The sequence below is a fragment of the Chryseobacterium sp. PvR013 genome, from assembly GCF_017833095.1.
GTDB lineage: Bacteria > Bacteroidota > Bacteroidia > Flavobacteriales > Weeksellaceae > Chryseobacterium > Chryseobacterium culicis_A.
The window spans coordinates 2,265,298-2,285,632 of record NZ_JAFIBT010000001.1 but is presented as its reverse complement, the minus strand read 5'-3'; the positions used below and the strand labels follow the sequence as shown (position 1 = coordinate 2,285,632).

Genomic DNA, 20,335 nt, shown 5'->3' with positions numbered 1-20,335 from the left:
TATTTTTTCAATCGATCCCTTTATCATTGTTGAAAGCTTTCCTATTTTTACAGAAATTGATTAATCCAGTTTTTATATTAAAACGAACAGATGAAAGTCCTCAAAAATGAACTGATCTACTTTGCAACGGCATTGATGTTTTTTACAAGAATTCCGGTTCCGTTTACCATTCCTTATTCCAGTGAGATCATGAATAAATCTCAAAAATATTTCGCGTGGATTGGGCTGGTAATAGGACTGATTAATGCAGTGATTCTTTACCTTTCCACAATGCTTTTTAACCTGGAAATAGGGATTGTTTTAATGATGATCGCCAGTGTTTTGCTGACCGGAGCTTTTCATGAAGATGGTTTTACGGATATGTGTGACAGTTTTGGAGGCGGATATGGGAAAGAAAAAATTCTGACTATTATGAAAGACAGTAGGGTAGGAGCCTACGGAACCATTGGTATTACCCTGCTTTTCGCTCTGAAATTCTACAGCATCCAGGCTTTGGGAGTTATGGATCCATTGAAAGTTTTAGGGATCATTATTTTAGCTCATACATCAAGCCGGTTTATTTCAGGAACAATGATTTATACCCATCAGTATGTTACTGATATTGATGTCAGCAAATCAAAACCTTTAGCCAATAAACCATTAGACGGAATGGCTTTACTGATAGGATTCGTCAGTGTTTTAATGGCTTTCGTCCTGATTCCGGATTGGCGGCTGATTTTTGCTTTTGGGCTGGCATATTTAGGGAAAATCTATATGGGCTGGTATTTTAAAAAACATATCGGAGGCTATACGGGAGACTGCCTGGGATCTGTACAGCAGGTTTGTGAAGTTTTATTTTATTTAGGAACAATGATCGTATGGAAATTCATTTAATTCGTCATACCGCTGTAGAAAATCCGGAAAACCTATGCTATGGTTTTTCTGAAATGCCTTTAAGAAAAGAGTATCCTGAAGATTTTAAAACAGTGGATATAGAAGATGATTATGATCTAATTATCTCAAGTCCTTCCCAGCGCTGCTGCCTTTTAGCTGACTATTTTAATTTCAATTATCACACAGATGAAAGACTTCGGGAAATGAATTTCGGGAACTGGGAAATGAAAAAATGGGCGGATATTCCGGAAGAAGAAATCAATCTCTGGTATCAAGATTTTGTTAATATCAATGCTTCAGGAGGAGAAAATCTGCTTGAAATGCAGACTCGTGTTCTCCGTTTCTGGAACGAACTGATTCAGAAAAAAGAAGCGGAAAAAATACTCATCATTGCCCATGCCGGAGTGATTCGTCTGATCCTTCAGGCTGTGCTTCAGTTTCCGCTGGAAAAGATGTTCAGCATCCAGATTGATTATGGAAAAAAAGTGATCATTCATGGGAATGAAGGACTATTTTCTGTTAAAAAGATGAATGTATAGCTGTTATAAAAGTTTTTTTATTAGCTAGAATATGATGTTTAGATTCCTATGGAATGACAAACTGTATGAGGAAGGCTTTGTTTGAGTTGAAGACGATAAAATTCCCCTCCCTCGGAGGGGTGGCAAAAATTCAAAGAATTTTTGACGGGGTGGTTATCCAACATTTTTCCTAAAGCATTCCACAAAAAAAACGCCACCCGATACAATCAGATGACGTGATGGAATTTATTTAAAAATTCTGATAAAACTATCTTTTTCCAGACTTTCCAGTGAGAAATCAAAATCAGCTTCCGCTTTTTCTGTGGTAATCTCTCCACCAAGCTCTTTTACAAGCTCATTGAAAGACATGGCTTCAGACCATTGCTGATACAATGCGGTTGTTGCCATGGTGGAAACTTCGCTATTCCCCGAAACATGAGAATGTCCGGCTCCGAAATTCAGTAGTACGAAACATTGTTTTTCGTTTTTAGGGATCAGCATTCCCAGGATCATTTGTTTCTGAACCGAATTACATCTGGCTTCCGCAAAAAGCTGATTAGGATTCATCATATAATCGTAGGAAATATGATCTCCTTTTCCGACAATGATTTTATATCCGCAATTTGCATCACCGCTGAAAACGTTATTCATGATAAGAGTTGGGGTAGTCAGTCCTTTATCAGCGTACAGATATTCCACAGCACCATTAGGAGCAGAAGTCATATCTCCTGAGTACATCAATTGTCCGTTACCATAATTATAAGCAGCATTCCAACCTATTTTTCCAGCGATGTTCAATCCTGAAAGGTCAAGGTCATTCGCTCCCCATTTGTTTTCCCAGTAAATACCTACAGCCATTCTATCACCATAAAAACGGGTTCCGGTAGGAATATTCCCGACAAACATTTTCTCAGATGCCGGTAATGCAAATTCTACATTCTCAGGGAAATAGAATTTCTTTCCGGATAAATTTTCATACTTCAGTTTCAGATAATCCAAAATGAATTCATAGTTGTACTGGTTTACATAAGTTTCCTTACCTTTTTTAGCCCATGATTTTCCATTTCTGACTCTATACACGAAAGTATCCTGACCATACATTCTTGAATGACATGCCGCCAATGCTTTGAATAATGCAAACAGTGTTGCATTTTCCAGCCAATGCCAATCACTGTTTTCCAGTAATGTATTGGTAGCATCATTCAATGGGTTTGAAATGAGTGGTTTATGATGTGTTTTAGACAGCTTCGAAATTTTATTAATGGCTTTCGGAGCTCTGTTTTTATAAGCAAGGAATAAAGGCTTAAATCTATTGAAAATTTCTGCCATTTTCTCCTGCCCAAAACTCTCAAATAAATACGCTGGATTGAATTTACTTTGCTTGATTAAATCAATCAGTTCATCATTTTTGATTAAAAGCGTTGTATGGGTTGTTTTATAAATTACATAACGGAAAAACTCAATAGGATTTTCAGGATAGACATCATAGAGATCCGCTATTTTTATAACAGCTTCTTTATTTCTGATGTTTTCTTTTCCTGTAAAATCGTATTCCAGCTCTGTATGTAAAATAGAAAGCAAGTCGTCAACGGTTTCTTCTTTTAAAGCAATTCCTGATCTCAAAAGAGAAAGGCATTTTTCCTGCATTTCTTCCACAGTATAAGCCTTGATGACTTTAAAAATCAACTTTGTACCCGGAACATTCAATATTTCTTCAGGAATATACATTTCACTTTGGAAATTACTTCCATACGTTGAAATATAATGGGTGAACTGTTCAAACAATAAGTCTATTCTGGAGGTGTTTTTTATTTTCGCCCAGGACTTATGAAACGTTTTATTCAAATCATTTCCATTTAATTTTTCCTTTGCATAATAGGAGATGATTTCATTTTTTGCCCATACAGCATCAGATTCAATGATAAAACCATCATCAGAAATAAATGGCTTTTCATCAGATTTTCTAGCCAATACAGCATTGAATAATTGTAGTGTTTTCATTGTTTTAAGTTTAAAAAATAAGTGAGGAGTATATTCATTAAAAGTGAAGGGTATAGGAACTCCTTTTACCTATAGTTTATAAAAGCGGGGAGTAGTTTATCAAAAAATATATAGGAACTCCCTTTGCCTGATAATGAGTGAAAAAGCGGAAAATAGGTCCAAAATATAGGAACTTTCTTTGCCTTTAATTTTTTAACATATGAAAATGACTGATAGGTGAATATACACATTTTCATTGTTTTGAGGAGCAGACAGGACTCGAACCTGTGACCCACAAACCTGGTGATTTATAGGAACTTCATGTGCCTGCAGCGAAAAGTAATTCTTGTTGCTCTACCATCTGAGCTACTGCCCCTGCCGTTATGAAAAAAGTTTTCATGAACCTTACTGGCTTTTATACCCATAAGGTTTGGTTATTAGTTTTTTTGAAAACCTTTAAGGTTTATTAATTAAATTAAGAATTATGCTTTTCTATATTTCTTCTTTCTCTTCCATGGTGCATTTTTCTCAACATCTCCGGCCATAATACACCCGTAAGGCATTACTTCATCCAGAACTTCGCAAAGTCCATATTCCTCAATCTGTGCTCTTACGTTCTTAGCACTTTTATAAGCGCTCGGAAGCTCAGAAATATCAACTTCATTAGAGTAGAAACGGATATCTAATCCTTCTGTTTCTTCATTGAAGATTTCCTCAGTTGTTTTATGAGCCAAAGATCTTTTATGCTGGCTTCTGCTGAAATTTCTTCCGGCTCCATGCGGTGCAAAACCTAAGTTTCTTTCATTCGTTTTTCCCTGAACAATCAGTACCGGTTCTGCCATATTCAACGGAATCAGTCTTGGTCCCGTAATATCAGGCATGAATTTATCATCCAGTGGAGTGGCTCCTTTTGCATGATAGAAAAGATCTCCATCCTTGAAAACGAAATTATGTTCATTCCAATATCTGTTTTCCTTTTCCATTTCCAGCTTATTCAGCACGGCATCATGAAGGGAAGTATGGTTTTCTTTTGTCCATTGTCTTATTAACTGAAGGGCTTCCCAATAGGATTTACCTTCTTCAGTATCATAAGGAATCCAGGCATTTTCTTTCAATGTTTCAGGGGAGATTTCCTGTCTGAAACGGTTGGCAACCTTCATTCCTTTATCGTATAAAGCAGCTCCGGGAGCTCTTGATCCGTGGTGTGTCACCATCATGGTATTTCCTGTATTTTTAGAAATCCCCACGAAAAGGAAATGGTTTCCATCTCCCTGAGTTCCCATATGAGAACGGGCAATGCTGATCAGTTTTTCATCATTTAAGAATTCGTTTTCTCTGAAAGCATCCATCAGTTTCTGAGACATCGGTATCTGTTCACCTCTTGGTCTTCCTCCATATCCGAAGTGGGTGATTGCATGTGCTGCATCCAGTACCTCTTTAGGATTTGTTTTTCCAAAATCTGTCAGCATCACAGAACAACAGATATCTGCACTATGGAATCCCGGGTGAATGGCATTTTGTGCTACTACCACACCTCCTACGGGAATCTGACCTTCAGGACCTGTCGGGCAGGCATCAGGCATTAAAGCTCCGCCAACCAGAGTTGGGGTTTTCATCAGAACTTTCATCGTTTTGATTACTTTTTCCACATTATCATTTTCACTTTCATGCTCCGCCCGTATGTTGATCATAAAATCTTTAGCCGTTTCATGAAGCGGAATAATATCCGGCTGTTTGAACTGTACCAGATATTCTGCGATCTCATGTTCACCCAGATTATTCTCGTTGATATAGCTAATGGCATCTTTAAACCATTTTGCGGGTCTATATCCTAATTCGATTAAATGATTTCCATTAAATTCCATGTTGTTTCATTTTGATGATGCAAAGTAATATCATTGTTGCGCAATAGTTTTGCGTAGATAAAGAAATTTTAATTATTTTTACAAAAAGTTTAATAACAAGACGAAAAAGCAGCTTTGCGGATTCGTAAAAATACTCTATAACTTAAAAAAAACAAGGCTCATGGTATTATTAGAACAATTAAAACATTTCCCGGAAACAATCCAGTTTAATGATGTTATCGCTCATATTGATGAACATTATGAATTTACTCCTACCGCTTTTCAGAACGGTGATACAACCAATCAGGCAGGGCAGAACAATGGTTCGTGTAAAGTGTTCAGCTTCGCAAGCATTCAGGATCTGACAAAAGAGGAGACTCTTTGGCTTTTTGGTGAGTATTACAGAGATGATGTTTTGAAACATCCTGATGGAACTGATCACCAGAATATCCGAAACTTCATGAAATCTGGCTGGGAAGGAATTACTTTTGACGAAAACGCTTTAAAAGAAAAATAATTTTTAAGGGAAAAGTAAATTTCTTATTTAAAAAACACCACATCATTAAACACTAAGGTATGTCATCCAATAAAAATGCTCTGATCCGGTATAAAACATTAGATAAATGTCTTAAAAACAAATACAGGAAATATACGCTGGAAGATCTCATTGATGAATGTTCAGAAGCATTATTTGAATTTGAGGGAAAAGAGTCCTATGTAAGTAAAAGAACCGTTCAGCTTGATCTTCAGAATATGCGGAGTGAAAAATTCGGATATGAAGCTCCTATTGAAGTCTACGAAAGAAAATACTACCGTTACAGTGATCCGGAATACAGTATTCATAATATCTCTGTGAATGAAAGTGACCTGAAGGCTATGAATAATGCGGTTCAGATTCTGAAACAGTTCAAGGACTTTTCTATGTTCAAAGAAATGAACGGTGTTATTCAGAAACTGGAAGACTCTATTCATGCTACCAACCAAAAATCTATCATTCATTTAGATAAAAATGAACAGTTAAAAGGGCTAGAGCATATTGATATCCTGTATGAAAGTATTGCCAATAAAAAAGTACTGAAGATTCTTTACAAAAGCTTTACGGCCAGAGAATCCAATGTATTTACGGTACATCCGCAGCTGCTGAAGGAATTCAACAACCGCTGGTTTCTGATCTGCCTTTACAAACAGAAAATGTACAATCTGGCGCTGGACAGAATGGAGCGTATTGAAACAGATGACAGCCTTCAGTATATTGATAAAGATCTGGATGGAGATGAATACTTTAAGGACATTGTAGGAGTTACCGTCTCAGAATCAATGGATCCTAGGAATGTGATTTTCTGGGTAGATGCGGGAAATGCACCCTATGTGAAAACAAAGCCGCTGCATAAAAGTCAGGAGATTATTAAGGAAGACGATGAAGGTACCCTCTTTAAAATTTGTGTTCAGATCAATTTTGAACTGGAAAGATTACTGCTTGGATTTGGTGATAGCCTGATTGTTCATAAACCCCGAAAATTAAGAGTGAAGATGGAGGAAAAATTCAGTGCCGGAAGTAAAAACTACCAGAGCCTGATTGTTCCGGATGAAAACTAAACTTTTTGTCCATTTTTATCTTGGCTTGGAAATTGTATTAATAACCTAACAATACCTAATAATATTATGAAATCAAGAATATTTAAAGCATTAATTGCCATCATAGCGCCCATAGCAATAGAATATATTGTTAAAAAAATATCTGAGAAATTAGATAAAAAACAAGAAGAAAAAGAGAGCGAGAAAAAGCAGATTACAGCTTAAACGTAAAAGTAGTTAAAATTTAAAATTATTGAAAAGAGATTGTCATGAAGATGTACAGTCTCTTTTTTTGTGGATGATGGAGGGGAATTTTCACGCCTTCAGTTGAATATTGGTCAGGATTGTAGTTTTGGAAAAAGATGACCGGATTTCTACGGAATGACAAACTGTACGGATAAACTATGATTACCATTGTGTCATTCCGTAGGAATCTAAACAGTTTTATTATAGTTTTAAGCTAAAAACTTAAGCGCAGTTCTTAAGCATTTAGTAGTATCTTTAAATAAACATAAGCATTTAAATACTTTGTGACTTTTGTGGTTCAATTACAGTTACACAAAATCGTAGACTCCATCTTTCCATCCCAGTACTTTGGAGGAATCTGCCTTAAGCCAGTTTTTAAGAATTGTTGCATATACTTTTCTGAAATCTTCTTTATAGATCAGATCGCCTTCATTCAGGTTCTGTAAATCAGGAAGTGCATTCAATAGTCCTTTCTTTTTAAGGTTTCCGCTGATAAAAAACATCTGGTTGGCAGTTCCGTGATCCGTTCCATTGCTGGCATTCTGGGCAACACGGCGACCGAACTCTGAAAATGTCATCAGCAGGATATTTTTGAACAGTCCGTTACTTTTCATATCGGTAACAAATGATTTTACGGCTTCATTGATGTCATCAAACAACTTTTTCTGACGGTCATTCTGATTGACATGGGTATCAAAACTTCCTACAGAAAGATAGTACACCTGAGTATTGATATCAGATTTTATTAAAGAAGCTACCGTCTTAAAATCTTTTCCTAATGAGGAGTTGGGATAAATCTGTTCCGTCTTTTTAGCTTTGCTTTTTTCAAAAATATAATCGGCATTATTGATAGTAGAACCTAATGTCTGATAAAGATAAGTTACCGTTTCATCATCGTGGTGATGGTTGTAGAGTGATTTAAAATATTTTTCCTGACTGGTCTGGTAGAGTCTTTTAGGATCTTTAAAGGCAAAAGCTTTATTGTTTTCTCCTTTTAAAGCAAGGCTGAGCATATCATCCACTTCCAGTGCCTGGGTAGGATGGTCACAACGATAGCACTCTTCATCCAGAAAACGCCCAAGCCAGCCTGTTTCCAGAAACTGATCACTTCTGCTTGCCGACTGCCAGATATCCATACTTCGGAAATGGGATTTGTCGGGATTGGGATATCCTACATTATTCATCACAGAAAGTTCCCCATTGTCAAAAAGCTCTTTAAAATAAGAGAGTGAAGGATTGATGCCTGCTTCATCGGTAAGCGGTATTGAGTTCTGAATGGCCAACGTTTTCCTTTCCCTGAAATAAATGTCATTTTTAGCTGGAATAATAGTATTCAAGCCATCATTTCCTCCTGTAAATTGGAGAACCACCAGAATGTTCTGATTGGGATTCAGAGCTTCATCCAACGCCATTGCTTTTAAGAAATTGGGCATTAGCATAGAAGCGGAAGCCAATGAACTTATTTTGAGGAATTCTCTTCTTTTGATTAACATAATTTTGTTTTTAGGGTTTAAGGTGGCAGATGATAGGTAGCAGGTTGTAGGACTAGGCTGCATTTTTACTGGCATTTATTTTTATAACAGTAAAAGATAAGTAAATGGTAATTAAGCTATACTACGACAGCTATTACCTGCTACCTGCAACCTAAAAATCTTCTACCTAGCTCAACTGGTATTCCGGGGTAGACATCAGGTTGATGACATTCATTTTTATACTCTTATCGGAAAAATTCTTTACAGAGTTCATATCAAGGCTTTGAGTGCTCATGAGAAGGTAGTCTTCACAGTTTTTATTGGCGAAAAGTTGCTCAATACGATCCCAGTCGATGGTAATATTCGGATTTTTAAAACTTTTATTTAAAGCAGTTTCACGGGATTTCATTCCCATGTCAATATCATCATCCTGTCGCGGACTGTATTCCAAAGGGCGAAGTCCGGACCAGATCTGCGGAACCTGAAGTCTCAACATCAGTGTTGAGCTGTCTATCCATGATTTTCCGCTAGGCCATCCCGCAACATTAGGTGGATAAAGCAGCATTTGTCCCAATAATTTCTGATATACAATAAGGTTTTCCGGATTCTGGATGTGCATAGGAAGAATCCGCATAATCCCTGCCATCAATTCTACAGGAGACTTTATACGATTACCGATATTTTTCTGATCATAAAACCATGAGCTTGAGAAGATCTCCGTCATTAGTTTTTTGATATCGTATCCTGAATTGTAGAAATTGGCACTCAATGTATTGACAATATCCTGATCTGGTTTTTCATTGACGAAAAACTTATAAATCTTTGTGGTAATGAACTGTGCGGTAGCTTTCTGTTCCAGAATGATATTGAGAACATCATTTCCATCGAAATTTCCGGTTTTTCCTAAAAAAGTTTTGAAGTCTTCATCATGAAGATTTTTTCTTTCTTTAAAATTCCCTTCTTTATCATAACTCCATCCTGTAAAGGCTCTGGCGCCTTCTCTTACATCTTTTTCAGTGTAGTTTCCTCTGCCCATCGTAAACAGTTCCATCACTTCGCGGGCAAAATTTTCATTAGGATGATCCTTTTTATTCTGCTGATTATTCAGGAAATTAAGCATGGCTGGTGATTGACTTACTTCAAAAAGCAGATCTTTGAAATTTCCCAGTGCATTTTTCCTGATCGTATTCAAAAGCTGTTTATTGAACCTTGGATTGATCACTCTTGATGCGAAATGCCCATGCCAGAAGAACGCCATCTTTTCCCTCATCTGTTCCTTACTGTTAACAATGGAATTCAGAAAGTTCAGATTCAGTTCATTATTCTGTTCCCTGTTAATCCTTTGCATCTCTTTTTTCTTATCTGCAGGAGCGGTACTGCTCATGTAATCAGCCACCGAAACCGGATCAGGAGTATCATAAGTAATTTCACTGAAGCGGTCTTCTTTAAATAATTCATTCATTAACGTTTTAATGTTTTTATTTTTCAAATCATCAATTTGATGAATACCAACACCAAAACCTGCACGCCAAAGAAGATGCTTGTTTTTTAATAATGAATCAGCCATCATGAAGAATTTATTTTTTGATGTATTTCGAAGAAAAAGGTTAAAATAATAACGGGTTAATGTTTGTTAATATTGTTTTTAAGGCTGGAAGTTGGAAGCAGGAGGCAGGAAGATTGAGGTCGGAAAGTTTTGTATCGTAGAATTAGAGTTGACTTTATGGAGTTGTATTTCTTCCGGCATCCAGCTTCCTTTTTTCCATCCTTTAATTAATTCACTTTTTAGCTATCATTTTTTGATAATTTTTGTTAAACAAATATTTAAATTTTGTTAAAAAATAATCATTTGATATTCATTGTTTTATGAGTTTTTTGAATGTTAAAACCAAAGAAAAAACCGTGCTTGGCATGATTTTTACATCCTCTTGTTTAGTAAAATTAAAAAATTAGAGTTATGAAAATGTTTAAACAAGCAATAGTACTGGCTGGTATTTTAACAGCAGGTATCGCAAGCGCCCAAAGTTCTCAAATGAATAATATGATCAAGGTAGGTGCAAATGTTGGTTTAGCAGTTCCCGCAGATAATCTTTCCGCTGCAGTAGGAGTGGATGTAGCTTACCAGAACCTGATTACACCAGGATTCGGATTAGGTATTGCATCAGGATATACTCACTATTTTGGAAAAGAAAACAACGGATATAAAAATAATGATGTAGGAGTAGTTCCTGTAGCAGCTTTAATCAGAATTTATCCTAAACAAACAGGTTTCTATTTCGGAACAGACTTAGGATATGGTTTCCTTGTTGGAGACAAAACAGTGGCATCAAACACCAATGTTGAAAGAGCAAGCGGAGGTTTCTACCTTAAACCGGAGATCGGATATCACAACAGAGACTGGAATTTCTTCGTACAATACCAAAAGGTTTTTGTAGGGACAAAAGGAGATTTGCCGGGTCAGGACTATAATGTGGGGAATATCGGTGTAGGATTCGGTTACAATATTCCATTAGGAAAGTAGTTAGATTTAATATATAAACAATTATTAACCAAAACCTTTTCACGAAAGTGGAAAGGTTTTTTTGTTCTGTGCAGGATTTACAAAAACAATTATTATATTTGGTAAAATTTGAGGTTATGATTCTGAATCCAAAATTTCCACTTTATTTACCAGGAGTAGAGAACAGTAATAATGATAATGTTTCTATCATTGGAGCAAGTCTTCGTGAAGATATAACAATCTTAGGCTATTTTGTTTCCGGTAACGGAGGTCTTGAGATAAAAGTAGAAAATAAATTTGCAACCAAAGAGTATGCTTCTTTTTCAGATATTTTAAAGAAGTTTATTCAGGATAATCAGCTGGAAAACGTAAAACGTCTGGGAATGGCAGTGCCAGGTCCTGTACTTGACGGGAAAAGCAGTCCTGCAAGGCTGGGCTGGAATTTAGATGTAGCAGAATATGCCCGTGATTTCGGGTTTGAAAAAGTAGAAATGCTGAATGACCTGGAAGCCTCTGCTTACGGAATGGCTCTTCTTGAAGATAATCATCTTGAAGCTATTTATACCAGCGGACATCTTGAAAAAGGAAATGTGGCAGTTCTTGCTCCCGGAAACGGATTAGGGGAAGCCGGATATTTCTTTGACGGAAAATACCTGAGACCTTTCGCAACAGAAGGAGGACATTCGGAATTTTCACCAAGAACCAACGTAGAAGTTGAGTTTTACCAGTTCTTAAATAATATCTATGGTATTGTAAGCTGGGAAAATGTACTTTCGAAATCAGGATTATTCAATATCTACAGATTCTTAAGAGATGTAAAAAGACATCCTGAACCGGAATGGCTGGGAGAACGTCTTGCACAGGGAAATTTCGTGGAGGAATTATATAAAGCTGCTGTAGAGGAAAATGTACTGATCTGCAGAATCGCTTTAGATACTTTCCTTGAGTTTCTGGCAAGAGAAGCGAATAACTTAACTTTAAAATTAAAAGCTACCGGAGGACTACTGATTGCCGGAGATATTCCACAGATGATCGCAGAATATATAGACAAAGCGAAATTCTATGAGAAATTCAAGATCAGTGATAAAATGGAGGAGATGCTTAAAAATACTCCCATCTATCTGGTCAAGCAAAATCATACAGCATTAAATGGTATAGCGCTTTATACCGCTTACTATCAGCTATAAAATAAGGACTCCGGATTTCTCCGGAGTTTTTTTATGGGATGATATTATTCATGAAAATAATAAATTTTATTGATATACATCAATGAAATCTATTGAATAAGATGCTACCTTTGTACTGTTAAATAAGTAAACAACTCTATTCAATGAAAAAAATATTTTTATTAGCAGTTTTAGCTGGTGGTTTAGCTTTCGGACAGTCAAAAAAAGTAGTAGCGTCTGATGTACACTGGTGGGGATACAAAGTAGCAAAATCTGAGGCTAGCTCTCACGATGGTACTGTAAAAGTAAAGTCAGGAGACATGGTAATGAAAGGAAACCAATTGGTAGGCGGAAGCTTCGTATTGGATATGACTTCAATCAGCTCTACTGACCTTACAGGAGAATATCAGCAAAAATTAAACGGACACCTTAAGAATGGTGACTTCTTTGAAGTTGAAAAATTCCCAACTGCAAGCTTCAAAATTACAGGAGTAAAGAAAAACAACGATAAAGTGTATAACTCTCTTGTAACAGGAAACCTTACTGTAAAAGGAAAAACAAGCCCAATCTCTTTCCCTGCTAAGATTTCTTATAGCAAAGGAGTAGTAAGTTTAGTATCAAACAAATTCTCTTTTGACAGACAAAAATTTGACGTAGCTTACAAGTCTACCATGCAGGATGTTTTTGTGAAAGATGATATTGATATGCTTGTAAAGGTAACTGCTCAATAAATTAATCAAAAAAAGATTATTAAAAGTGTAGAAGTTCTACACTTTTTTTTATTTTTGTTGAATTGTAAATAAAAAAGAATGAAAAGATTACTATTGTTTGCTATGGTGTGCGCAAGCATATCATTTGTTTCTGCCCAAAAGAAATTTGATAAGGTGGCTAAAGTGACTTCATCAGAGATCAGATGGTGGGGGTATAAAGTGGTAAAAACCGAAGAAACTTCCCACTCAGGAACAGTAAAGTTAAAAAGCGGAAAATTCAACTTTGACCATACGGTTCTGGTAGATGGAGAGTTTGTAATAGATATGAGAAGTATGATGGCGGGAGATGTTTCTGACGAAGATCAAATCAAGCTTACTAACGATTTGAAAAGCTCGAACTTCTTTGAAGTAAAAAAATTCCCTATTGCAAAATTCCATTTGACTAAAATTATTCCTTTAGCAAACAGTGAATACAATTCAACAGTATATGGTGACCTTACCCTTAAAGGAGTGAGAAAAACAATCTCTTTCCCTGCGAATGTATACGTTACTCAGTTTACCACATCTATTGAGTCTGCAAAGTTCTCTCTGAACAGAAGAGACTTTAAAGTATTCTATCAGTCTTCATTGAAAGATTATTTCATTAAGAACGAAATGGATATTCAGTTCAAAGTGACTACTGAAATGCTGGATAACGAAAATAGAATTCAGAAGAAGAAAAAATAAGATCCAATATGATCAATATAGAAATGAGATGTTCCCGGGAACGTCTCATTTTTTTTGCAGCTATTCTCTGTTTCCCGGTATTTTTATAAATTAGTAGTATGAAAATTTATATCGTAAGCGGTCTGGGAGCAGACTTCAAGGTACTTGAAAGAATAGAGTTTCCCGAACACTGTGAATTGATTTTTATAGACTGGCTTATTCCTGAAAAAAATGAGCCTTTCGATGCCTATGTTAAAAGAATGGCAGAGAAAGTAGATGACTCAGAGCCGTTCTGCCTGTTGGGTTATTCTTTTGGAGGAATTATTGTACAGGAGATTAATCAATTAAAACCGGCAGAGAAAGTAGTGATCCTTGGAAGTATAAAATCCGATAAGGAAAAGTCCAAATTTATAAAAACCGGGGAGATGACAAAAATCCCGAGGATACTTCCTGTAGGTTTGTTCAATGATAAAGCAGCCAATGTATATGCTGTTGTCCGAAAGCTGTTTGATCCCAAAAATCCAAAACTGTTACAATATTTCAAAGTAAGAGATCCTTATTACCTGAAATGGTCCGTAGAAAAAGTTTCTGAATGGAAGTTTGAAGAAAATCCTGACGTGATTCAGATTCTTGGTGATAAAGACATCGTTTTTCCCATCCGTTATTCCCATCCGGATTATGTGGTGAAGGGAGGAACCCATCTTTTTCCTGCTACAAAATCTAAAGAAGTTTCTAAAATACTGAAAGAGGTATTTTGTTAAAATTCTCAATATTATTTATTAAATAGAGTTTTTTTTAGGGGTGTTTTGTTTTAAAATATAGTTTTTATGGAATTTATATTTAAATTTGATAGGGTTAAATATAAATTTTATGAAAATAGGATTAAAATGGATGGTTTCATTCTCTGTTATCACACTGGTTGCCATTGGAGGTTTGTTCTGGAATCCGGTTGCCAATATTCCTGATACAGGAGAATTTTTAAGCGAAGATAAAATTGTAGGTGCCGATGTAGCCTGGATTCTGGCTGCAGCTGGACTTGTTTTGCTGATGACTCCCGGACTTTCCTTTTTTTATGGGGGAATGGTGGGGAAGAAAAATGTGATTTCTACGATGTTGCAGAGCTTTATTGCTTTAGGAGTCATCTCTATGGTCTGGGTAGTAGTCGGTTTTTCTTTATCCTTCGGTGAGTCTCTGGGAATTACCATTGCCGGAAAACATTATGGGATTGTCGGAAATCCGTTAAGCTATCCCTTTTTTAGCGGAGTAGGAAATCTACCTCATAAGTTGATGGCCCCTACGATTCCTTTTATCCTGTTTGCTTTGTTTCAGATGAAGTTTGCGGTTATTACTCCTGCTATTATTACCGGGTCTTTTGCGGAAAGGGTTCGTTTTATCTCTTATTTACTGTTCATCGTTCTTTTCAGCATTTTTATTTATACACCGCTTTGTCATATGGTATGGCATCCTGATGGTCTTTTAAACAAATATTTTGGAGTAAAAGACTTTGCAGGCGGAACGGTGGTGCATATGAGTGCCGGTTTTGCCGCACTTGCAGGAGCTTTGGTAGTAGGAAACCGAAAAAATCCGCATCATGAGCCTTCCAATATTCCGTATGTACTTTTAGGAACGGGAATGTTGTGGTTCGGATGGTTCGGATTCAATGCAGGATCTGCTTTGAGCGCTTCTGCCTCTGCTGCTACAGCTTTTGGAACAACTACTATTGCCTCTGCCTCAGCAATGATGACCTGGATCTTTTTTGACAGAATCAATGGGAGAAGTGTTTCGGCTTTGGGAGCCTGTATCGGAGCTGTAGTAGGACTGGTGGCCATTACTCCCGGATGTGGTTTTGTAAGCATTCAGGAGAGTCTTTTTATCGGATTTATTACGGCTATCGTTTCAAATGTGATGGTCAACTGGAAAGGATTAAAGAAAATAGATGATACACTGGATGTTTTTGCCTGTCATGGAGTAGGAGGGATTATGGGAATGATTCTTACAGCTGTCTTTGCTCATGGGGAAAATGCCAGTCTGCTTCATGGAGGAGTAGATGTTTTTCTTCATCATATGGCCGCCTTGGTTTTGGTTTCTGTTTTTACATTTTTTGGATCATTCATTTTATATAAACTTACCAATTCAATAATTACCTTAAGAGTTTCTGAAGAGTCTGAAAACAAAGGGCTTGATCTGTCTCAGCATGAGGAAAGTTTCAGTTGATAAAAACAGGGCATATTGATAACTTAATGCCCTGAAAACCTGTAAAAGTTTTAAAAAAAAATCACGATCCTAATGAATAGAAAGAATCGTTTCAAAGATTTTATTTTTTGAATTTTCAAAAACTTCACCACCAAATTCTTCATTGTCTAAGGAATGAATGGTAACATCATTTACCCCCATAATTCCGAAAATATGTTTCAGATAAGTCGTTTGAAAATTGATATGGCCGTTTTTCTCATTTTCTCCATATCCTGTATCTCCACGGGTTGAGAGAATAAAAAGCTTTTTGTTTTCAAGAAGTCCTACATAATCACCATCCGGCATTCCGGATCTGAATTTCCAGGTTTCGTTAATCCTCATTACCTGGTCAATATAAGCTTTTAATCCGGACGGGATAGACCAGTTATACATAGGGGTTCCGATTACATATACATCATGTTCCCTGAGTTCTTTGACCAGTTCATCACTGAGCTGTAAAGGTTTTTGGTTTTCCTCAGTTTTGTCTGCCGGTTTTTTGAATGCTCCCGCAATCCAGGATTCATCAATATTGGGAATAGTGTCAGTTCCTGCTTCCCTGTAGGTGAAAGTATCAAGAGGATATCTTGTTTTCCAGTTTTCGGCGAAAAGATGGGTTAGTTTTCTGCTGTAAGATCTTTCGTTTCTTACACTGGCATTAATAATCAGTATTTTCATTTGTTAAGAATTTATAACAGCAAAATTCCTGATTATTGAGTTCTGAAAAATTGATCTAGTTCAAGAGGATTTATTTTTTTTCCGAATTCTGCTTATAAATTCAGCGGATACTCCCAGGTAAGAAGCAATCAGATATTGAGGAACTCTGGAAGAAATATCGGGGTAAGTTTCCAGGAAGTCGTAATACTTTTGTTCTGCTTTATACATATGATTGAATACGACTCTTTTTTCAAGGGTTCCTAGATAGCCTTCCAAAATAATCCTGAAGTATTTTTCTAGAGCTGGAATTTCCTTCAGCATTTTTTGAAAAGACTGATGGCTGATCTGCAAAAGCTTTGTTTTCTCTACAGCCTGTATATTGTAAATGGAAGGTTTTTGTTTTGAAAAACTGGAAATATCTGTTGCCCACCAATGATCAATGGCTAAAAAGAGAATCTCTTCATTTCCATTTTCTTCATTGATGCAGAAAGCTTTTAAAACTCCCGAAATGATATAACTGTCATGACGGCAGATTTCTCCGTTTCGCAACAGAAAATCTCCTTTTTCCAATGTTTTTTCTGTCCAGAAGCCTTTACATAAGGCTATTTCTTCCGGAGTTAGTGGGACATGCTGCAGAATACTCTTAATTAATGTTTCCATTTAAAAAAATAGTTAAAAAGAACAATATAATGATGGATCTGATTGACATTGATACTATATGTTCATTGACAAAAATACTTATTTTATGGGCAGCCAAAACCAAATAAATCTGGGATTTTGCTATGCTATTATTAGGATTTATCCTGTATCTTTGTTTTTGAGGAAAATGACGAATCATTTATGGAATCAATATCGGTTTTTGAAATTATTAAAGTAGGAATAGGCCCGTCCAGTTCGCATACAATGGGACCTTGGAACGCAGCAGCAGCATTTATCAGGATTATAAAAAGAGAAAGATCAATAGAAGAAGTTAAAGAGGTTTTTCTTGAATTCTTTGGCTCACTCGCAAAAACGGGGATTGGGCATGGAACTGATATTGCAGGAATGCTTGGATTGAATGGAGAAGATTTTAAGACCATCAATACTTCAAAAATTGATGAAAAAATAGATTACATTAAAAGCACTCAGAGCATTAATCTGGGAGGTGAGAAGGTGATTCCGTTTATTTATGGGCATCATCTGATTTTAAATATGAAAAAGAGCCTTGATTTTCACCCGAACGGGATGATCTTCAGAGCTGTTTTTGAAGACGGAACGGAGCTTGTACAGGACTTTTATTCTGTAGGTGGTGGTTTTATTGCCAGCCAGGAAAAAAACTCTATCCAAAAGCAGTGTGTACGTACATTATATCCTTGTCATAAAGCTTCTGATATTGCAAAATACTGTGAGAAACTTGGATTTGATAAGATTTCAGATTTAATTTTCATGAATGAAGAAAGCTGGAGAACTCAGGAAGAAACACGGCAGGAAGCACTTTACATTTGGCAGCAGATTAAAGAGTGTATTTATAAAGGGGTTAATAAAGAAGGAATTCTTCCGGGTGGACTGAATGTTTCCCGAAGAGCTGCAGGAATCAACAGAAAACTGTTAGGAGATAAAATCTATAAAAACAAAGACGAGTGGTTCCAACAGGTTGTAGATGCTGAAGAGAATTTCACCAATATCAACAAATGGATTGCCTGTTTTGCACTGGCAGTGAATGAGGAGAATGCAAGTTTCGGAAGAATTATTACCGCACCTACCAATGGAGCGAGTGGAGTAATTCCGGCGGTATTAATGTATGCTCAGGCGTTTACCCCGTTTACGAGTGAAGATGATATTGTGAGATTCTTACTTGTAGCGGGAGAAATCGGAACATTATTCAAGAAAAATGCAACCATTTCTGCAGCAATGGGAGGATGTCAGGCGGAAATCGGAGTATCTTCTGCAATGGCAGCAGCCGGACTTACAGAAATTCTGGGTGGAAGTGTCGGGCAGGTATTGATGGCGGCAGAAATTGCTATGGAACATCATCTTGGATTAACTTGTGATCCTATCAAAGGACTTGTACAGATTCCATGTATTGAAAGAAATACAATGGGAGCGATGAAAGCGATTACGGCAGCCAATATTGCATTGGAAAGTGATCCTACCAAAGCAAAAGTGACATTGGATGAGGTGATTCTTACGATGTGGGAAACTGCTCAGTCCATGAGTGACCGTTTTAAAGAAACTTCTGAGGGCGGATTGGCGATTGCAGTCAACGTTCCGGAATGTTAATAGAAATAATAAGTTTTAAAAACATAAAACCCTTAGACATTACTGGCTAAGGGTTTCTTAATAAAATAAAAGTAAAAACCGTTGGGCTTTTAGTATCGTATAAGGAAATTTTACCTTAAAATTCCTCTGATTCTGTTGGCATTGGAAATCAACTCTTCAAGGTATTCATAGTTTTCTTTTTCCAGAGCAGATTTGAATTTTCTGAGCTGGGTAATGTGTTCGTTCAGAACGTCCAGTACATTTTCTTTGTTTTGTTTAAAGATGGGAACCCACATTTCCGGATGCGATTTGGCAAGACGTACGGTGCTTGAAAAACCGGAACTTGCAAGTTGGAAAATTGTTTCTTCTTCACGCTCTTTTTCCAGTACGGTATTGGCCAGGGCATAAGAGGTAATATGGGAGATATGAGAGATATAAGCAGTGTGAACATCATGATCTTTTGCATCCATATAAATCATGTGCATGTCAAGGGCATTGACTACTTTTTCAACAGTACTCAATGCATCGCCTGCAGATTCTTCTTTGTTGCATATCACACCTGCTTTTCCGGAGAAACTTTCTGCAATGGCGGATTTCGGACCATTGTTTTCTGTTCCCCACATCGGGTGAAATGCTACAAACCTTGAGCGTTTCGGATGGTCTTTCACAGCATTTACAATTCCTGCTTTGGTAGAACCGGCATCCATTACGGTCTGCTGATCAGACACAAGGTCTAAAACAGTTGGTAACAGTTTTCTGGCAGCATCTACAGGAATGGCAAGAATAATCAGATCCGAATTTTTAATTCCATGCTCCAGATCTACTCCGGCATCAATTATTTTCAGCTCTAATGCGTCACTGATATGCTGTGTATTGTTATCGATTCCGTAGATGAAGCTGGCCAGGTTTTTCTCTCTTAATTTCAAAGCCATCGAACCTCCGATTAATCCTACTCCAATAATACTTATTTTCATCTTTTTACATTTTTTAAAATAAAAAAACCTCGTCCCTAGGACGAGGTTTTAAATTATATTCATAAGAATCCCTATCCCAGAGCTGAGGTAAAAATTCTATAATAATATGTTCCGTTGTTAAAATTCACAAGGCAAAGGTAAAAATATTTTTCAAATGAAACGAAATTTCTTTTCTAAATTATATATAGATATTGTTAATCGGTATTGGGTGTTTTTAAAAAGTAGAATTATATTAGAACTAAAAAGGATTTTGTCATTTGGTTTGAATGATTTCAGTAGCAAACTCTCTAAAAGAATCTTGTGCATTGGGCATAAGATTGCTTAGAATGTTTTCATTTTTTCCTTCAAGGTTTATTTTTTCAATTTCTTTATTTTTATTATAGGAGAAAAAATAGGTTTCATAATAGGTATCTGATAACTGTTCATCGGTATACATTTCTACTTTGAACTTAACTTTTATTGAAGTAGTCCCATTCTGTAAAATATTTTCAGCAGTATAAGTCATCGCACAACCGGAACCACAGCTAATAACAAAAGATTTATTATTTTCTGTTGTAGTCTTTTGAGGGTTTGAAATGTTTTCTTTTGCCTCTTTACAAGAACAAATAGTTAGAAATAAAAGTAATATTAAAAAGGTTTTCATAATTT

20 protein-coding genes and 1 tRNA gene are annotated in these 20,335 nt (G+C 36.4%); 12 read left to right on the top strand and 9 right to left on the bottom strand.

From position 1 onward, the window contains the following. Positions 1 to 90: 90 nt before the first annotated feature. Positions 91 to 873 (top strand): adenosylcobinamide-GDP ribazoletransferase, encoded by a 783-nt coding sequence (locus tag JOE44_RS10280; RefSeq protein ID WP_209785517.1) that lies wholly within the window; start codon positions 91 to 93, stop codon positions 871 to 873. Then, complete coding sequence (gene cobC, locus JOE44_RS10275) at positions 858 to 1,412, top strand: alpha-ribazole phosphatase family protein (protein ID WP_209785516.1); 555 nt, start codon at positions 858 to 860, stop codon at positions 1,410 to 1,412. The genes JOE44_RS10280 and cobC overlap by 16 nt, the downstream gene beginning before the upstream one ends. 225 nt (positions 1,413 to 1,637) lie before the next feature. On the opposite strand, the gene JOE44_RS10270 is transcribed toward cobC, so the two are convergent. From JOE44_RS10270 to JOE44_RS10260, 3 genes are all read right to left on the bottom strand, one after another. Further along, positions 1,638 to 3,392: a hypothetical protein gene (locus JOE44_RS10270; protein WP_209785515.1), complete on the bottom strand. Its 1,755-nt coding sequence runs from the start codon at positions 3,390 to 3,392 to the stop codon at positions 1,638 to 1,640. Positions 3,393 to 3,635: 243 nt separating this feature from the next. Then, positions 3,636 to 3,747: transfer RNA gene (locus tag JOE44_RS10265), tRNA-OTHER, on the bottom strand. Positions 3,748 to 3,853: 106 nt separating this feature from the next. Next, positions 3,854 to 5,236, bottom strand: coding sequence for an RtcB family protein (locus JOE44_RS10260; RefSeq protein WP_209785514.1), 1,383 nt, complete (start codon positions 5,234 to 5,236; stop codon positions 3,854 to 3,856). Between the two features lie 160 nt (positions 5,237 to 5,396). On the opposite strand from JOE44_RS10260, the gene JOE44_RS10255 reads away from it, so the two are divergent. The 3 genes from JOE44_RS10255 (at position 5,397) to JOE44_RS10245 (ending at position 7,015) form a co-directional block, all read left to right on the top strand. After that, positions 5,397 to 5,732 carry a HopJ type III effector protein gene (locus JOE44_RS10255; protein WP_105683933.1) on the top strand — a complete coding sequence of 112 codons (336 nt, stop codon included), beginning with the start codon at positions 5,397 to 5,399 and terminating at the stop codon, positions 5,730 to 5,732. 59 nt (positions 5,733 to 5,791) lie between these two features. Next, a complete protein-coding gene (locus JOE44_RS10250; RefSeq protein WP_209785513.1) occupies positions 5,792 to 6,811 on the top strand; it encodes a WYL domain-containing protein in 1,020 nt (339 codons plus the stop codon). A 66-nt stretch (positions 6,812 to 6,877) separates the two neighbouring features. Beyond that, complete coding sequence (locus tag JOE44_RS10245; protein WP_165791691.1) at positions 6,878 to 7,015, top strand: hypothetical protein; 138 nt, start codon at positions 6,878 to 6,880, stop codon at positions 7,013 to 7,015. Between the two features lie 329 nt (positions 7,016 to 7,344). On the opposite strand, the gene JOE44_RS10240 is transcribed toward JOE44_RS10245, so the two are convergent. Together JOE44_RS10240 and JOE44_RS10235 are read right to left on the bottom strand one after the other, a co-directional pair. Further along, on the bottom strand, positions 7,345 to 8,529 hold the full coding sequence (locus tag JOE44_RS10240; RefSeq protein ID WP_209785512.1) for a DUF1501 domain-containing protein: 1,185 nt from the start codon (positions 8,527 to 8,529) through the stop codon (positions 7,345 to 7,347). 166 nt (positions 8,530 to 8,695) lie between these two features. Next, complete coding sequence (locus JOE44_RS10235) at positions 8,696 to 10,078, bottom strand: DUF1800 domain-containing protein (protein WP_209785511.1); 1,383 nt, start codon at positions 10,076 to 10,078, stop codon at positions 8,696 to 8,698. A 387-nt stretch (positions 10,079 to 10,465) separates the two neighbouring features. Here JOE44_RS10235 and JOE44_RS10230 point away from each other — a divergent pair, with 387 nt between their 5' ends. The 6 genes from JOE44_RS10230 to JOE44_RS10205 all read left to right on the top strand — a co-directional run bounded on the left by JOE44_RS10230 (position 10,466) and on the right by JOE44_RS10205 (position 15,803). Next, positions 10,466 to 11,029 carry a membrane protein gene (locus tag JOE44_RS10230; RefSeq protein WP_047377098.1) on the top strand — a complete coding sequence of 188 codons (564 nt, stop codon included), beginning with the start codon at positions 10,466 to 10,468 and terminating at the stop codon, positions 11,027 to 11,029. A gap of 116 nt (positions 11,030 to 11,145) precedes the next feature. Continuing rightward, on the top strand, positions 11,146 to 12,195 hold the full coding sequence (locus JOE44_RS10225; protein WP_209785510.1) for a glucokinase: 1,050 nt from the start codon (positions 11,146 to 11,148) through the stop codon (positions 12,193 to 12,195). A gap of 143 nt (positions 12,196 to 12,338) precedes the next feature. Next, on the top strand, positions 12,339 to 12,905 hold the full coding sequence (locus JOE44_RS10220) for a YceI family protein (protein ID WP_047377096.1): 567 nt from the start codon (positions 12,339 to 12,341) through the stop codon (positions 12,903 to 12,905). Positions 12,906 to 12,983: 78 nt separating this feature from the next. After that, positions 12,984 to 13,610 carry a YceI family protein gene (locus JOE44_RS10215; protein ID WP_105683938.1) on the top strand — a complete coding sequence of 209 codons (627 nt, stop codon included), beginning with the start codon at positions 12,984 to 12,986 and terminating at the stop codon, positions 13,608 to 13,610. A gap of 98 nt (positions 13,611 to 13,708) precedes the next feature. Beyond that, positions 13,709 to 14,350 carry an alpha/beta hydrolase gene (locus JOE44_RS10210; RefSeq protein WP_209785509.1) on the top strand — a complete coding sequence of 214 codons (642 nt, stop codon included), beginning with the start codon at positions 13,709 to 13,711 and terminating at the stop codon, positions 14,348 to 14,350. A gap of 109 nt (positions 14,351 to 14,459) precedes the next feature. After that, positions 14,460 to 15,803 (top strand): ammonium transporter, encoded by a 1,344-nt coding sequence (locus JOE44_RS10205; protein ID WP_209785508.1) that lies wholly within the window; start codon positions 14,460 to 14,462, stop codon positions 15,801 to 15,803. Positions 15,804 to 15,872: 69 nt separating this feature from the next. On the opposite strand, the gene JOE44_RS10200 is transcribed toward JOE44_RS10205, so the two are convergent. Beyond that, on the bottom strand, positions 15,873 to 16,496 hold the full coding sequence (locus JOE44_RS10200; RefSeq protein ID WP_209785507.1) for an NAD(P)H-dependent oxidoreductase: 624 nt from the start codon (positions 16,494 to 16,496) through the stop codon (positions 15,873 to 15,875). Between the two features lie 60 nt (positions 16,497 to 16,556). Next, positions 16,557 to 17,135 (bottom strand): Crp/Fnr family transcriptional regulator, encoded by a 579-nt coding sequence (locus JOE44_RS10195; protein WP_209785506.1) that lies wholly within the window; start codon positions 17,133 to 17,135, stop codon positions 16,557 to 16,559. Positions 17,136 to 17,315: 180 nt separating this feature from the next. Between JOE44_RS10195 and JOE44_RS10190 the strand changes: the two genes are divergently transcribed. Continuing rightward, entirely contained in the window at positions 17,316 to 18,734 is a 1,419-nt protein-coding gene (locus JOE44_RS10190) for an L-serine ammonia-lyase (protein WP_209785505.1), read from the top strand. A 110-nt stretch (positions 18,735 to 18,844) separates the two neighbouring features. Here JOE44_RS10190 and JOE44_RS10185 read toward each other — a convergent pair whose 3' ends face one another. Both JOE44_RS10185 and JOE44_RS10180 read right to left on the bottom strand, forming a co-directional pair. Beyond that, on the bottom strand, positions 18,845 to 19,687 hold the full coding sequence (locus JOE44_RS10185; protein WP_209785504.1) for a prephenate dehydrogenase: 843 nt from the start codon (positions 19,685 to 19,687) through the stop codon (positions 18,845 to 18,847). A gap of 253 nt (positions 19,688 to 19,940) precedes the next feature. Beyond that, positions 19,941 to 20,330, bottom strand: coding sequence for a hypothetical protein (locus JOE44_RS10180; RefSeq protein WP_209785503.1), 390 nt, complete (start codon positions 20,328 to 20,330; stop codon positions 19,941 to 19,943). Between the last annotated feature and the right edge of the window lie 5 nt (positions 20,331 to 20,335).